The following is a 14,333-nucleotide window of genomic DNA, read 5'->3' on the forward strand; positions in this document are numbered from 1 at the left end:
TGGTGTTACCCCCTAATTAATTTAGCTATATCTTTTGCAAAGTAAGTTATTATTATATCTGCTCCAGCTCTCTTTATAGACATAACAGCTTCATATATAGCTGACTCATTTAATAAACCTTCTTTAACTGCAAGTTTTAACATAGAATATTCTCCACTTACATTGTATGCTACTAATGGTAAATCAAAGTTATCTTTAACTCTTCTTATTACATCTAAGTATGATAATGCTGGCTTAACCATTAACATATCTGCTCCTTCTAATACATCAAGTTCAGCTTCTATTAACGCTTCATTTGAATTAGCTGGATCCATTTGATAAGTTTTTCTATCTCCAAATGATGGAGCTGATCCTGCTGCATCTCTAAATGGTCCATAGAAACTAGACGCATACTTAACGCTATATGACATTATAGCTACAGTCTCGAACCCTTGTGCATCTAATCCTTCTCTCATAGCTTGAATTCTTCCATCCATCATATCAGACGGAGCTACCATGTCAGCTCCAGCTTTTGCATGACTTACAGCTATTTTAGTTAAATATTCTAAAGTTTGATCATTGTCTACATATCCTTTTTCAGTTAATATGCCGCAATGACCATGACTAGTGTATTGGCACATACAAACATCTGTAGTTACACACATATCAGGATCTATTTCTTTTATTTTTCTTATAGCCTTTTGAACTATTCCATTATCATTATATGCTTCTTTTCCAAACGCATCTTTTTCATCTGGTATACCGAATAATATAACATGTTGAATTCCTAAGTCTTTTATCTCTTTTATTTCTTCTTCTAGTTTATCTAAAGAAAAATGATATACTTCTGGTAGAGATGGTATTTCTTCTTTTATATTTTCTCCTTCTACTACAAATAAAGGATATATTAAATCATTTACATTTAATACCGTTTCTCTCACTAAATCTCTTATTGCAGCACTATTTCTTAATCTTCTTGGTCTTCTTAACATTGTAAATTCCCCCTAATTATTTGTCTTCTATAATGCAATTTATTAAATCATTTATAGTATAGTTAGTCGGCTCTTTATAAACCTTAAGCCCTAACTCTTTAGCTGTATTGCTAGTTATAGGTCCTATAGATATTACTTTAGTATCTTTTAGTTTATCTATATTGTCTACTCCTATTATATCAATAAAATTAGAAACTGTAGACGAACTTGTAAATGTAATATAATCTACATTATTTTCATTTAACAAAGCTATTATTTCTTCTTTATACTTATCTTCTATTTCTGTTTTATAAGTATGTACTTCTTTTACTGTACATATTTCACTTAATTTATCTACTAAAAAGTCTCTTGAATTCGCACCTCTTGGTATTAAAATACTATCATTACTGTTTAGTTTATTTTTTAATTCCTCGTACATAGCTTCTGCTATGAATTTTTCAGGTACTATATCTGCTATTATCCCTCTATTTTTTAATTCTTTAGCGGTAGCCGGTCCAATAGCACATATTTTTATATTAGCTAACTTTCTTAAATCTAAATTCATTTCAGCCAGTTTATCAAAGAATATATTAACTCCATTTTGACTTGTTAAAATTAAGTAATTATAATTAGAAATATTGTTTATTTCATTTTCTAATTCTTTGTTGTCATCTACTTTTTCTATTCTTATTGTCGGTATTTCAATTGGATTACCTCCTAAATCCATTATCTTAGCAACTAAACTACTACTTTGAGTTCTAGCTCTCGTTACTAAAATATTTTTTCCAAATAGAGGTTTTTTCTCAAAGAAGTTTAGTTTTTCTCTTAAACTTACCACATCACCTACAACAATAAGAGTTGGAGGTTTAACTCCTTCTTTCATAGCTACATCATATATATTTTCTAGGCTTCCAGTAACTACTCTTTGATTGTATCTAGTAGCCCAACTTATAAGCGCTACAGGAGTATCTTTTGACTTTCCCTCTTTGATTAATTTGTTGCTTATTTTTTTTAAATTAGAAATTCCCATTAAAAATACTAATGTTCCTTCATTATTGGCTAATGCATTCCAATTAAGTTCATCATTTTCATCATCTTTTAAATGACCTGTTATAACATGAAAAGAAGATGCATAATCTCTGTGAGTTATAGGTATACCTGCGTAACAAAGACCTCCTATTGCAGATGTTATCCCTGGAACTACTTCAAATTCAATTCCATTATCTAAAAGGAATTCAGCTTCTTCTCCACCTCTACCAAATACATATGGATCTCCACCTTTTAGTCTAGTTACAGTTTTACCTTCTTTAGCTTTATTTGTTATAACTTCATTGATTTTATCTTGCGGTAAAGCATGATTGCTAGATGCTTTTCCTACATATATAAATTCGCAATTTTCATTTGCTTCTTTTAAATATTTTTCATTTGCCAACCTATCATAAACTATTACATCAGCTTTTTTTATACATTCCATTCCTTTTAATGTCATAAGTTTATAATCTCCAGGTCCTGCTCCAACTAAGTATACTTTACCTTTCATAAGACTTAAACTCCTTCGAAATTAATTTGGCTAGCTCAATTCCTACTTCTCTAGCTTGAGAAACTTTACCATTTATAGTTTTCGTTATAATTTTATTACCTTCTTCATCTCCATATAATCCAGTTAATACTATGTCATCACCATCTACTTTACAGTGCGCTCCCACTGGAATATGACAGCTTCCATTTATTCCATCTAAGAATCCTCTTTCTGCTTCAACTTGTATCTCAGAAGTCTTATCTGCTATACAACTTAATATATCTTCTATGCTTGAGTCTCCTTTTCTTATTTCTATTCCTAGTGCTCCTTGAGCTGGCGCTGGTATAACTATATCTTCATCTAAGTAACAAGTAATTTTTTCTTCTAACCCTGCTCTTATAAGCCCTGCTGCTGCAAGTATTACACCGCAAAGATTTTCATCTTCAATCTTTCTCATTCTTGTCTCTATATTTCCTCTTATAGGAACTATTTCTAAGTCTGGTCTATGATTTAAAAGCTGATATTTTCTTCTCTTGCTTCCGCTACCTATTTTAGCTCCTTTAGGCAAATCATCTAAAGATTTGTATCCTTCTTTTAAAATTAGGACATCCCTTATATCTTCTCTCTTAGGTACTCCTGCAAATTTTAATCCTTCTGGTAAGCTTGAAGGCATATCTTTCATACTGTGCACAGCTATATCGATTGACTTATCTAATAACTGTTGTTCTATTTCTTTAACAAATAAGCCCTTATCGCCTATTTTATCTAGAGATACATTTTGAATTAAGTCTCCCTTAGTTTTTATTATCTTAACTTCAAACTCTATATTCGGATGAAATTTTTTCAATTCATTTATAACCCAATTAGTTTGAGTAAGAGCTAAGTTGCTACCTCTGCTTCCTACTATAACTTTCATACCTAATCTCCTTTTGCCCATATTTATTATAAGTCAAACAGCTCTTCTACTATTTTTATATATTCCTCTTGCTTTCCACTATCTTTAATTTGTTTTAAATTTATTATTGGTTCTCTTACAAGTCTTTTAAGTGCAGAAGTTAGCATCTTATCTATTATTTTTTTCTCTCTGCAATTTAAATCAAGTTTTCTATAGATATAATCTAATGTATCCTCTCTAATATCTGAACATTTATCATTTAAAGATTGTATTGTTGGATCTATTTTTATAGTCTCTAACCATTCATTAAATTCTTCTATCTTTTCATCAATAATTAATTCTCCAATACATGCTAATTCTCTTCTTTTTTTGTCATTTGCTTCACTTATTTTTTTTAAATCGTCAATATCATAAACTTCAATATTTTCAAATTCATTTAAGTTTTTATCTATATCTCTTGGTAATGCAATATCCATCATTATTAGCTTGTTTGAAGTTTTTGGCATTTCAGCCTTCTTTAATACTGTATGAGGAGATGCCGTAGCACTGATAACTATATCTACCTTATCCATGACTTCATATCTATCCTCATACTTAATAGGAATTAAATTTTTATATTCATCTTGTATGTTTTTTAATTTTTCATAACTCCTATTAGTCACATATATATTGTTTAATTGCTCTTCTTCTAAGTGTTTCATCGCTAACTTGCTCATTTTGCCAAGTCCAATTACTAAAGCATTTTTATTTTCTAAAGATCCCACCTTTTCTTTCAAACATTTAATTCCAATGTAACTTATAGATAATGGTTGATGAGAAATCTTTGTTGTAGTTTTTATATCTTTTGAAACTGTTATAGCTTCTCTAAATAATTTATTAAATACTTTCTTACTTGAACCTAATTGTCTTGCAAAATCATGTGCATCTTTAACTTGCCCTAAAATTTGATCTTCACCTAAAACTAATGAATCTAACCCTGCTGAAACATTAAATACATGTTTAATTGCTTCTTCTCCAGTTTTATTAAATAAGAATTCTTCTATACTTTCTACATCGAAATAGTCTTGGTAGAAGTTTTTTACAACTTCTACCTTATCTGAAATATTATTTGAGTATATATATACTTCACTTCTATTGCATGTAGATAATATAATAGCTTCTTCTATTCCATTGTCTAGTAAAAAATTTATACCTTCAATTTTTTGTGTATCTGTAAAAGATACAGTTTCTCTTATGTTTATAGGAGTGTTATTGTGATTAACTCCCACTACTGCAAAATCCATAAAATCCTCCAGATTTATCCTACCTTAGTATTCTCCTTGTTTACTAAAATCGTGGAAAAATAAGATATTTTATTTTCTAAATCAATTTCTTTTAAATCATTATACACCACTTCATTTTCTAAAGATGAATTACTAACTAATATAGAATATTCTAATAAATTGTTCTTTTCTAATTTATCAACTATATATTTAAAGTTTTTATACACTTTCATTAAAACTATTGAACTGTAGTTTTCTAAAGCGTAATCTATCTTTTCTTCATCTATAGTGCATGGTACTATTATTAATGGCTCTTTATCCATGACTAACGGGAAATTTTGATTTGATGCAATATTTGAAAATGATGAAATACCAGGTATAGTTTCAACATCAATTTTGTCTATAAGTCTTTCCATTATATATACGTATGTGCTATATATCATAGGATCACCTAAAGTTACAAACCCAACATTTTTACCATTTTTAACATCTTCTACAATTTCATCCGCTACTCTATTCCAAGCCATTATTTTTTCACCATCATTAAAATTCATAGGGAAGTGCCTTTGCTTGATTTTAAGCTGTTTTGGCAAATACTGTTCTACTATGCTTAATGCTAAACTATTTCCTTCTCTCTTTGACTCTGGTGTGTATAATATATCCAGTTTTTTCATTGTATTTACTGCTTTTACTGTAACTAACTCACTATCTCCAGGTCCTGTTCCGATTCCATAAAACTTAGCCATAATTAATTTCCTCCCCCATTTAAAACCTCAGCACAGTCTAGTGCATGTTTTACAAATTTATTTTGAATTGCTTCATTTTCTCCTAAGCCCTTTAAATGTATTTCTGTTTTAAATCCATTTTTTATTAATATTGAATTCCAAGAGTCATCTTCATCTCCGGCCATATCATTTATTGCATGATCTCCTGCAACCAACATAAAAGGCATTAATCTTACTTTTGAAACTTTATCTTTTTTAAGATTAACTATAACTTCATCTATTTCAGGATAACCTTCAACAGTTCCAACATATGCCTTAATATTTTCTTGTTTTAACATATAATCCAATGCTGGATAAGCACTATGAGCTTCGTGCTCAGTTCCATGTCCCATAAGAACAATAGCTTCATCTTCTTCTAATTTCGGTATTTGTAGCTTTAAAGCTTCTACTGTTTCTTTATAGTCATCAATTTGACTTAAAAGAGGTCTTCCTAGTGTTATTTTTTCAAACTTGTCATCGTATTCACTTATTTGATTTTTTAACTTTGTATATTCCTCTCCACAAATTATGTGTAAAGTTTGAACTATTACTTCTTCATATCCCTCATCATATAATCTATCCAATGCTTCTATTGGATTTTCTATATGTATGTTATCTCTATTTTTTAATTTTCTTATTATCATATTTGATGTGAACGCTCTAAAAAAGTCATATCCTTTAAAAGCTTCCTTAATTTTACTTTCACATGCCTCTATAGTTTTTTCTCTTGTCTCTTTGTAACTTGTCCCAAAACTAACAACTAAAATTGCTTTTTTCACTTTTAATCCTCCACTATGAAATTTGTTATATTTTCTATTTCATTTACTACTGTCTTATAATCTATCTTCTCTCTAACTATAACTACTACTGGTATATTTAAATTCTTAGCAGCATTTACTTTTTCTAGAAATCCACCTTCTATACCACTTTCCTTCGTTATAACTAGGTCTACATCGTAATGTTTATACATTTGTTCGTTTATAGATTCACTAAAAGGGCCCTTCATAGCTATTATGTTGTCTGCATTTAGCCCTACCTCTTCACACATCTTAATTACATCACTTGTTGGTAAAACTCTTGCTATTATATTTTTATCTTTAAGGTTTTTTGTGAATTCACCTATAGTCTTACTTCCCGTTCCTAAAAATATATTTCTGCCTAATTCATTTGCTTTTTGATAAGCCTCTTCAACATTTTTTACTTTTATAACTTTTTCATAATCAAACTCATCTAGAAGAGACTTTCTTTCATATCTTAAATATTTTATTCCTAAGAAATCCGAAACTTCTATAGCATTTTTTGATACTTCTATTGCATATGGATGCGTTGAATCTATTACTAAACTTATATTGTTATCTTTCATAAACTTAGTCATATAGTCTCTATCCATTCTTTTAATTACTATATTTTCAGCACATTTACTAGCTAAGTCAGCTCCATAATTAGTAGTTACAGAAACTATATAATCTTTTCTTAGACTATTTAGTAGATTACAAACTTTTATGCTATCAGATGTTCCTCCTAAAACTAAAATCATATATTGTAACCTCTAGGTGTTATCATTAAGTCTCCATGTATAAACGTAGATTTGTTTCCTATAATAACCATAGTAGTCATATCAACTCTTTCAAAGTCCATAGTTTCAAATGTACATACAAATTTTTCTTCTTTTTCTCTTCCTACATCTTTTACAATTCCAACTGGAGTTTTTCCATCTTTAAATTCACTCATTATTTTAAATGCTTTATTCAAATGTTCACTTCTTCCTTTACTTCTTGGATTATATAAACAAATTACAAAATCAGCTTCTGCAGCTAATCTTAACCTTTTTTCTATAACTTCCCAAGGAGTTAATAAGTCACTTAAACTTATATGGCAAAAATCATGCATTATCGGGGCTCCTAATATTGCTGCTGCACCTATACTAGCAGTCACTCCTGGAACAACCTTTACTTTTATATCCTCTTCTTGTGTTGTTAATTCTAATATTAACCCTGCCATACCATATATTCCTGCATCTCCACTACTTATCACAGCAACATTTTTTCCTTGTTTCGCAATTTCTACTGCTTGTTTACATCTATCTATTTCCTGTCTCATTCCATTTTGTACTACTTCTTTATCTTTAATAAATTCAGTAACTAAATTTATATACGTCTTGTATCCAACTACAACATCACTGTTTTTCATAGCTTCTATAGCTTCAACAGTCATCATATCTTTACTTCCAGGTCCTATACCTATTACATAAATCATACGCTCAATCTCCCTATCGAAAAAGTTATTCCCTTATATTTATGTTTTTCAACTATAAGGTTTTTATTGCTTAATATATAGGCTACTGGTTCCGCTACACAGTAAACACCTATGCTCTTTTTTACAAAATCTGATTTTTGAAATTTATGTTCAATCTCTTTAATTTTTTCTAGAGTAATAATTTCAAAAGGTATATTTAATTGTTTAGCTAATTCAATAATTCCTTTTTCATTTTTCTTAACTTCTACACTTCCGATTTTTGCTAAAGATTTTTTATCTAAATTAAATTTATTTAATAAATCTTCTAATGCAGTATTTATATCATCATAAGATGTATCTCTTCTACATCCCATTCCTATTACAATATCTCTAGGAACAACCTTTATAATTCGTTCATCTTCAATTTCCGTTGCACTTTTATTAGTTATATAAATAATTTTATCTAATTTATCATGCCTATGGAATCCATTAATATTTTTAATGGTTATTAATCCTCTAGTATCAACGTTATAATCTCCATCTATAAACACTCCAACACTTCCATCATTTACTAATAACGAATTAACTTCTTTTACATTTTCTCTAAAATTATCTATATGTGCATTTAATTTTTTAGCTATCATATCTAATGAAGTTTTTCCATTTATATCGGTTGCTGTAGTTATAACTGGATTTGCTCCTATAAGGCTACTTATATAATTTGTCATTTCATTTGCTCCACCCATATGTCCACTAAGTAAACTTATTACATTTTTACCTTTCTCATCTATTACTAGTATCGCTGGGTCATCAAATTTACTTTTTATTTCATTTGCTATAGACCTTACTACTATACCTGTAGCCATTATAAATATTAAAACTTCATAATTTCTAAAAAGTTTTGGCATAAAGTCAGATAGTTTACCTTCTATAACATTTAATGATTGTGTATTTTTATCTAAATTATATAAAAGCTTTTCTGTTATATATACATCTCCATCTTCCATAATATTTCTTATATTAACAGCTAAATTCATAGCATTTTTTGTAACACATATAAAAGCAGTTTTACTTTCTATATTCATGTTTAAAATCCTTGTCATATAACTTAGAGTTTTTATATTCTTCACCCAAGAATCTTCCTACTAATATTAATGCTGTTTTACTTATTTCATTTTCTTTAACTTTTTGTGCTATAGTTTCTAAAGTTCCTTTTACAATTTTTTCTTCTGGCCAAGTAGCTTTATAAACTACAGCTATAGGCGTATCCATTGGATATCCTCCTTCATGTAATCTCTCTACTACTTTTTCTATATCATGAACTGATAAAAATATAGCCATCGATGTTTGGTGTTTAGCAAAAGATTCTATACTCTCTTTTTCTGGAACCGGAGTTCTTCCTTCCATTCTTGTAATAACTACACTTTGAGATATTTCTGGAACAGTATACTCTACTCCTAGTGCAGATGCCGCTCCTAAGAAAGAACTAACTCCAGGTGTACAATCATACTCTATTTCTAAGTTTGCTAACTCTTCAACTTGCTCTCTTATAGAACCATATATTGAAAAATCTCCAGTTTGAAGTCTTACTACCTTTTTATTACTTTGTATTCCATCTTTCATAACATTTATTATTTGATTTAAATCCATTGATGCACTATTATGAATTTCACAACCTTCTTTACAATATTCTAGTAAAGCTGGATTTACTAATGATCCTGCATATATAACTACATCAGCTTCACTTAATAACTTGTATCCTTTTAATGTTATTAAATCCTTATCTCCTGGTCCTGCTCCTACAAAATGTACTTTATTCATAATCTTACTCTCCCTTTTTACAAGATATTATATATATTGGATTTAAAGGTTTAAAATACTCACCTTTTCCTAACGGTTCTAATTTTGCTACATTTAGCATAGTAGCTTCTATGTCTTCAAAACCTAATTTTTTTAACATATTTAAAGTTTTATAAAAAGTATCAATTATTATGAAGTTAGCTACTAAAGTTCCTTTTTCATTTAGATTTTCTTTAGCCCAGTTTAAAATTTCATTTAAGTTAGGTCCACTACCTCCAATAAATATTGAATCTACTTTTTTACCTATATCTATAGGTGCATATCCTTTTATAACTTCTACATTATTTAGATTAAATTTCTCTATATTTTGATTTATTAATTCAATCGCTTTATCTTTGCATTCTATGGATATTACATCAATATTTGGGTAGTTATAAGCTACCTCTACACTTACACTCCCTGTTCCTGCCCCAATATCTAAAAATGTATGCTTATTTTTTAAATCAAGCTTGTTTATAGAAATTGCTCTTACTTCTTCCTTTGTTATTGGGACATTTCCTGTTATAAATTCACTATTTTTCATCGAGTATCACCACTACATTCATATCAAATTTTTCTATCTTTAAAATTTCCTCTGGAGGTGCTGTAGTAATTCTTTCATTTTCATATGATAAATTTTCACCTACAACCATAATCTTTTTTAAATTCCTTTGTAGTATTTCTTTAGCGATTTCATTTGGACCTATTTTCTTATCAGTTACCATACATACTTTTTCATGTTGTAATATATAGTCAAAGTTAGGAATTTTTCCATGGCTACTAGTTATATATAAATCATTCATATCAATATGTATCCTTGAAAATATATATTGCATAGAACTTATACCCGCCACAATATTTAAATTTTTATTATCTATATTTTTAGATAAGTACTTTCCTATACCATATATAGATGGATCTCCTGATGCTATAATAGATATATTTTTATCCTTATTTTCTTTTAGATAATCTACGATTTCTTTCAAGTTACTTCCTAGTTCAATCTTAGTGCCTTCAAAATCGTTTACACTATCTAAATTTCTTTTTCCACCTATCAATATCTCTGAGTTATATATTAACTTTTCTCCTAATTTAGTGCAGTATCCTATGTTACCAGGCCCTAGTCCTATAATATTAATCATAAAATACCTCCTTTAAATCGCCAGCTTTTTTCGACTCTCCTAACAGTTTTTTCTCCATAGAAAAAATCATTACCTCAATATCTATTTCATCATCATTCATATATATATCAATTCTTTTTTTACATTTTTCAGAAAGTATGTTATAAATTTCTTTATATTCTTTATACTTATCATCTTCTAATATCTCTATAAATTCTTCTGTTGTTAAACATTCATTTACCTTATTTATCAATTCAAAAGGCGCATTCATTAAAGCTAAATTTGCTATTAAAATTTCATTTCTAGCATCTGCAACTTTGCTATGTGTATTAAATATTCCACCAGCTATCTTTACATATTTGCCCAAATGCCCAGCCATTAGAATTTTTCTAAATCCAATGCGTTTAGCTTCTTTCAACATATATCCAATAAAATTACTGGTCCTAACTATATACTTTGAATCAATACCTAAGCTTTCTTTTATAAACATTTCTCCATGGTTACCGGGTACCAAAATAACTTTATCCATTCCCTGAGCTTTTTTCATCTCTAGTTCTATTGATAAAGATTTCTTCCATCCTTCATCACTCATTGGCTCAACTATACCCGTTGTTCCTATTATAGATATACCTCCTACAATTCCAAGTCTTGGATTAAAAGTTTTTTTCGCAATAGTTTCTCCCTCTGGTGCAAATATAGTTATTTTAACTCCCTTTGTATCTCCTATTACTTTTCTAACTTCACTTTGTATCATGGATATAGGCGTTTTATTTATTGCAGCTTTTCCAATTTCTATGCCTAAACCTTTTTTTGTTACCCTTCCAATCCCAATTCCACCATCTATTATTATTTCATTACAATCAATAAGTTCAGCTTTAGCATATATATGCATTTTATGAGTTGCATCTATATCGTCGCCTCCATCTTTTTGAATCGAACATTGTGCAAAAGCATTGTTTATATCTACATTCTCTACTTTTAAATTTAATGGAATTCCCTTGGGGGTATCTATATTTACAGTTTCTAATGTTTGCTTAGTTAAAATCATATATGTTGCAGCTTTAGCTGCACCTGCTGCACATGATCCAGTAGTATATCCTCGTTTGTATTTTTTGCCATCTATATAAACATATTCTTCCATAATATCGTCCTTACATAGAGTATAGTATTGCATTTATTATTGCTGCTGCTAAGTTGCTTCCACCTTTTCTACCTTTTGATATTATGTAAGGAATATCTGTTTTTTCTAACTCATCTTTAGATTCAGCTGCTCCTACAAATCCTACAGGTACTCCGACTACAGCTTCAACATTCAATTCTTTTGAATTATGCATTTCTATAACTTTATATAAAGCAGTTGGTGCATTTCCAAGTACAAATATTTTCTTACCTTCTTCTTTTGCTGCAACTTCCACTGCTGCCATAGATCTTGTTATACCTTTTTGTTTTGCAAAATCCGCTACTTTTTCATCACTTACAAAACATTTGTACTTACAACCTAATGCATCTAATTTTCTTTTGTTTATTCCACTTAAAGCCATGTTAGTATCAGTGTATATAGTTGCATTTTCATTTAGAGCAGTTATAATATTTTCTACTACACATTCAGATATTTTTAATATATCTAAATACTCAAAGTCAGCAGTTGTATGTATAGCTCTTTTTATTATTTTTTCTTCTAACTCATTTTTGAATTTGTATTCAGGTCTTATCTCATCAATTATGCCTTGAATTATTTCAAAACTCTTAGTTTCTATCATCATAGGATTTTTAATGTATTCCATAGTTATTCACTCCTAAGTCCCCCAGCTATTATATTTGCTGTGTATATTTTTTTGTATTTTTTATCTATTTTCTTTTCTACTATTTTTTCTACTATTTTACTTTCATCCATATCACATTCAAGCAATATACCTATAACTGTTCCACTGTGAGCTATATTAACTCCACAAGCCCCATACTCTTTTGAAATATCCATTATTTCACTTAAGTATTTTTTCTTATGAATATTTTCATTTGCAACACTACTTATATTGCACGCTTGTCCTATTAAATTTAAATCATTATTCTTTATTCCTTGTTCCAATAATTTAAATGCATATTCAATTATGTACTTATTTTGCCTTTTAAGTTTTGTGTAATTTTCCTTTTTTCTTATATGCTTAGTACTTAATTTATCATTAGGCTCTAATATCAATACTTTTCCAGTATTAAAGCATCCTAATTTTTTTATAACACTTGCATCTAACGGATTAAATATAGTGTTTTCTTTTAGATATATAGAATCTGTAGGTTCAATTTTGGTTGCAAGCTTTGATATATCATACTCGCTTAAATCTCTTCCTATAAGGTTTAGCGTTGCTCTTATAGTAGCTCCTATATCTGCAGTAGAACTTGCCATCCCTTTGCTTATAGGTATCTCACTTTTTATATCTATAGATATATTTTTCAAGTCATTCTTAGGCAAATTAAAATATCTAAATACCTCTTCCATAGCTTTTCTTGCTTTTAATGGTCCTCTATTTACATCACTAATTTTTTCTTCTAATGTTACTTTAGAAAATCGATTAATTGCATAAGATGATAAGTATTCTTTTTCTTTTATCATACCTTGCACAAACTCTCCACAAGATGCTGGGCATATTCCATATGATTTCATCCTATTCTCCTAGAATTTTATTTAATTGGTTTAATATTTTTTTATTTTCTGAATGACTTTTTATCGCTATCCTAATATAACTTTCATCTAAATTTCTAAAATTAGATGCATCTCTAATAAGTATGTTTCCTTCTAAAAATAGTTTTTCTTTTAATTTACTTGCTGTTGTATTGAGCAATTTTACTAAAATAAAATTTGTATTTGTATCATAAACCTTAATTGCTTTTATATCTCGTAATTCTTTTAAAACATATGCTCTTTCTTTTATAAAAAATTCTTTGCTATTTTTGATATATTCTTCATCTTTAAATATATAATTTGAAATAATATCTGCAAAAGAGTTTATGGTCCATGGTTCCTTAATTTCATACATCTTATCTAAAATGTTTTGATTACTACATACTCCATACCCTAGCCTTATCCCTGGAATTCCAAAAAACTTAGTTATAGCCTTTATTATAAAAATATTTTCATTTTCTTTAATATGTTTTATGAGACTATAATTTTCTTCATGTTCTGCAAATTCCATAAAAGTTTCATCTACTATAAGCAATTTATTGTGCTTTTTTAAAAGTTCTACTAGTGAACTTAAATCATATGTTTTTCCAATAGGATTTGATGGATTACATATAAATAAACTATCAAATTTATCTATGTTTTCCCTTATATAATTTAAATCAAGTTCAAAATTGTTATCTTTATTTAGATATAAATTTAAAACTTCTAGTCCACTTAAATTTGCGCTTCTTTCATATTCTGAGAAAGTTGGGTTCAAAATAGCTATCCTTTTACCTATACTTTTCATTAAAAGATATATTATTTCAGTAGCCCCATTTCCTGGTATTATATTACAGCTATCTACATTTAAATATCTAGCTATATTTTCTCTTAGTCTTTTATAGCTTATATCAGGATATTTATTGCATACTCTTAGCCCTTCTAATATATATTCATCTAAATTTGGTATTAAATATGGATTTATATTAGAACTAAAATCTATAATATCTTTTGGATTTTTTTTATAAGCTCTACACATATCTTCTACATTTGCTCCATGTCCAAGGTCTTTCATGATTTCCACCCTCTATC

16 protein-coding genes are annotated in these 14,333 nt (G+C 28.7%); all 16 read right to left on the reverse strand.

Going from position 1 to position 14,333, the window contains the following annotated elements:
* Nucleotides 1-5 precede the first annotated feature (5 nt).
* The 16 genes from hemB to ACN6I1_RS13100 are packed head-to-tail and all read right to left on the reverse strand — an operon-like array spanning nucleotide 6 to nucleotide 14,316.
* Nucleotides 6-971, reverse strand: a complete 966-nt coding sequence (hemB, locus tag ACN6I1_RS13025; protein ID WP_419742159.1) for a porphobilinogen synthase — start codon at nucleotides 969-971, stop codon at nucleotides 6-8.
* A 16-nt stretch (nucleotides 972-987) separates the two neighbouring features.
* Entirely contained in the window at nucleotides 988-2,490 is a 1,503-nt protein-coding gene (gene cobA, locus ACN6I1_RS13030) for a uroporphyrinogen-III C-methyltransferase (protein WP_419742160.1), read from the reverse strand.
* On the reverse strand, nucleotides 2,480-3,385 hold the full coding sequence (hemC, locus tag ACN6I1_RS13035) for a hydroxymethylbilane synthase (RefSeq protein WP_025162099.1): 906 nt from the start codon (nucleotides 3,383-3,385) through the stop codon (nucleotides 2,480-2,482). The genes cobA and hemC overlap by 11 nt, the downstream gene beginning before the upstream one ends.
* Nucleotides 3,386-3,411: 26 nt before the next feature.
* Nucleotides 3,412-4,647, reverse strand: a complete 1,236-nt coding sequence (gene hemA, locus ACN6I1_RS13040; RefSeq protein WP_419742161.1) for a glutamyl-tRNA reductase — start codon at nucleotides 4,645-4,647, stop codon at nucleotides 3,412-3,414.
* A 14-nt stretch (nucleotides 4,648-4,661) separates the two neighbouring features.
* A complete protein-coding gene (locus ACN6I1_RS13045) occupies nucleotides 4,662-5,372 on the reverse strand; it encodes a cobalt-factor II C(20)-methyltransferase (RefSeq protein ID WP_419742162.1) in 711 nt (236 codons plus the stop codon).
* 2 nt (nucleotides 5,373-5,374) lie between these two features.
* A complete protein-coding gene (locus ACN6I1_RS13050) occupies nucleotides 5,375-6,169 on the reverse strand; it encodes a sirohydrochlorin cobaltochelatase (protein ID WP_419742163.1) in 795 nt (264 codons plus the stop codon).
* 2 nt (nucleotides 6,170-6,171) lie between these two features.
* Nucleotides 6,172-6,927, reverse strand: coding sequence for a cobalt-precorrin-6A reductase (locus ACN6I1_RS13055; protein ID WP_419742164.1), 756 nt, complete (start codon nucleotides 6,925-6,927; stop codon nucleotides 6,172-6,174).
* Entirely contained in the window at nucleotides 6,924-7,646 is a 723-nt protein-coding gene (cobJ, locus tag ACN6I1_RS13060) for a precorrin-3B C(17)-methyltransferase (RefSeq protein WP_021428151.1), read from the reverse strand. Before cobJ ends, ACN6I1_RS13055 begins: the two co-directional genes overlap by 4 nt.
* The gene (gene cbiG / locus ACN6I1_RS13065; RefSeq protein WP_419742165.1) at nucleotides 7,643-8,755 is read right to left on the reverse strand and encodes a cobalt-precorrin 5A hydrolase; all 1,113 of its coding nucleotides are present in this window, start codon (nucleotides 8,753-8,755) and stop codon (nucleotides 7,643-7,645) included. The genes cobJ and cbiG overlap by 4 nt, the downstream gene beginning before the upstream one ends.
* Entirely contained in the window at nucleotides 8,694-9,446 is a 753-nt protein-coding gene (locus ACN6I1_RS13070; protein ID WP_195418968.1) for a cobalt-precorrin-4 methyltransferase, read from the reverse strand. Before ACN6I1_RS13070 ends, cbiG begins: the two co-directional genes overlap by 62 nt.
* A 4-nt stretch (nucleotides 9,447-9,450) precedes the next feature.
* Complete coding sequence (locus ACN6I1_RS13075) at nucleotides 9,451-10,008, reverse strand: decarboxylating cobalt-precorrin-6B (C(15))-methyltransferase (protein ID WP_419742166.1); 558 nt, start codon at nucleotides 10,006-10,008, stop codon at nucleotides 9,451-9,453.
* Nucleotides 9,998-10,606: a cobalt-precorrin-7 (C(5))-methyltransferase gene (locus tag ACN6I1_RS13080; protein ID WP_419742167.1), complete on the reverse strand. Its 609-nt coding sequence runs from the start codon at nucleotides 10,604-10,606 to the stop codon at nucleotides 9,998-10,000. The genes ACN6I1_RS13075 and ACN6I1_RS13080 overlap by 11 nt, the downstream gene beginning before the upstream one ends.
* Nucleotides 10,599-11,726, reverse strand: coding sequence for a cobalt-precorrin-5B (C(1))-methyltransferase CbiD (cbiD, locus tag ACN6I1_RS13085; RefSeq protein ID WP_053833235.1), 1,128 nt, complete (start codon nucleotides 11,724-11,726; stop codon nucleotides 10,599-10,601). Before cbiD ends, ACN6I1_RS13080 begins: the two co-directional genes overlap by 8 nt.
* 10 nt (nucleotides 11,727-11,736) lie before the next feature.
* Nucleotides 11,737-12,369 (reverse strand): cobalt-precorrin-8 methylmutase, encoded by a 633-nt coding sequence (locus ACN6I1_RS13090; protein WP_220796536.1) that lies wholly within the window; start codon nucleotides 12,367-12,369, stop codon nucleotides 11,737-11,739.
* Between the two features lie 2 nt (nucleotides 12,370-12,371).
* Nucleotides 12,372-13,244, reverse strand: a complete 873-nt coding sequence (locus tag ACN6I1_RS13095; protein WP_419742168.1) for a cobalamin biosynthesis protein — start codon at nucleotides 13,242-13,244, stop codon at nucleotides 12,372-12,374.
* A 1-nt stretch (nucleotide 13,245) separates the two neighbouring features.
* On the reverse strand, nucleotides 13,246-14,316 hold the full coding sequence (locus tag ACN6I1_RS13100) for a pyridoxal phosphate-dependent aminotransferase (RefSeq protein ID WP_150886857.1): 1,071 nt from the start codon (nucleotides 14,314-14,316) through the stop codon (nucleotides 13,246-13,248).
* Between the last annotated feature and the right edge of the window lie 17 nt (nucleotides 14,317-14,333).

The organism is Paraclostridium dentum (assembly GCF_048568265.1).
In the GTDB taxonomy this organism is placed as follows: Bacteria; Bacillota; Clostridia; order Peptostreptococcales; family Peptostreptococcaceae; genus Paraclostridium; species Paraclostridium dentum.

Coding starts and splice junctions, on each gene's coding strand:
- hemB (WP_419742159.1), bottom strand. CDS start 971: ATGTTAAGAAGACCAAGAAGATTAAGAAATAGTGCTGCAATAAGAGAT.
- cobA (WP_419742160.1), bottom strand. CDS start 2,490: ATGAAAGGTAAAGTATACTTAGTTGGAGCAGGACCTGGAGATTATAAA.
- hemC (WP_025162099.1), bottom strand. CDS start 3,385: ATGAAAGTTATAGTAGGAAGCAGAGGTAGCAACTTAGCTCTTACTCAA.
- hemA (WP_419742161.1), bottom strand. CDS start 4,647: ATGGATTTTGCAGTAGTGGGAGTTAATCACAATAACACTCCTATAAAC.
- ACN6I1_RS13045 (WP_419742162.1), bottom strand. CDS start 5,372: ATGGCTAAGTTTTATGGAATCGGAACAGGACCTGGAGATAGTGAGTTA.
- ACN6I1_RS13055 (WP_419742164.1), bottom strand. CDS start 6,927: ATGATTTTAGTTTTAGGAGGAACATCTGATAGCATAAAAGTTTGTAAT.
- cobJ (WP_021428151.1), bottom strand. CDS start 7,646: ATGATTTATGTAATAGGTATAGGACCTGGAAGTAAAGATATGATGACT.
- ACN6I1_RS13070 (WP_195418968.1), bottom strand. CDS start 9,446: ATGAATAAAGTACATTTTGTAGGAGCAGGACCAGGAGATAAGGATTTA.
- ACN6I1_RS13075 (WP_419742166.1), bottom strand. CDS start 10,008: ATGAAAAATAGTGAATTTATAACAGGAAATGTCCCAATAACAAAGGAA.
- ACN6I1_RS13080 (WP_419742167.1), bottom strand. CDS start 10,606: ATGATTAATATTATAGGACTAGGGCCTGGTAACATAGGATACTGCACT.
- cbiD (WP_053833235.1), bottom strand. CDS start 11,726: ATGGAAGAATATGTTTATATAGATGGCAAAAAATACAAACGAGGATAT.
- ACN6I1_RS13090 (WP_220796536.1), bottom strand. CDS start 12,369: ATGGAATACATTAAAAATCCTATGATGATAGAAACTAAGAGTTTTGAA.
- ACN6I1_RS13095 (WP_419742168.1), bottom strand. CDS start 13,244: ATGAAATCATATGGAATATGCCCAGCATCTTGTGGAGAGTTTGTGCAA.
- ACN6I1_RS13100 (WP_150886857.1), bottom strand. CDS start 14,316: ATGAAAGACCTTGGACATGGAGCAAATGTAGAAGATATGTGTAGAGCT.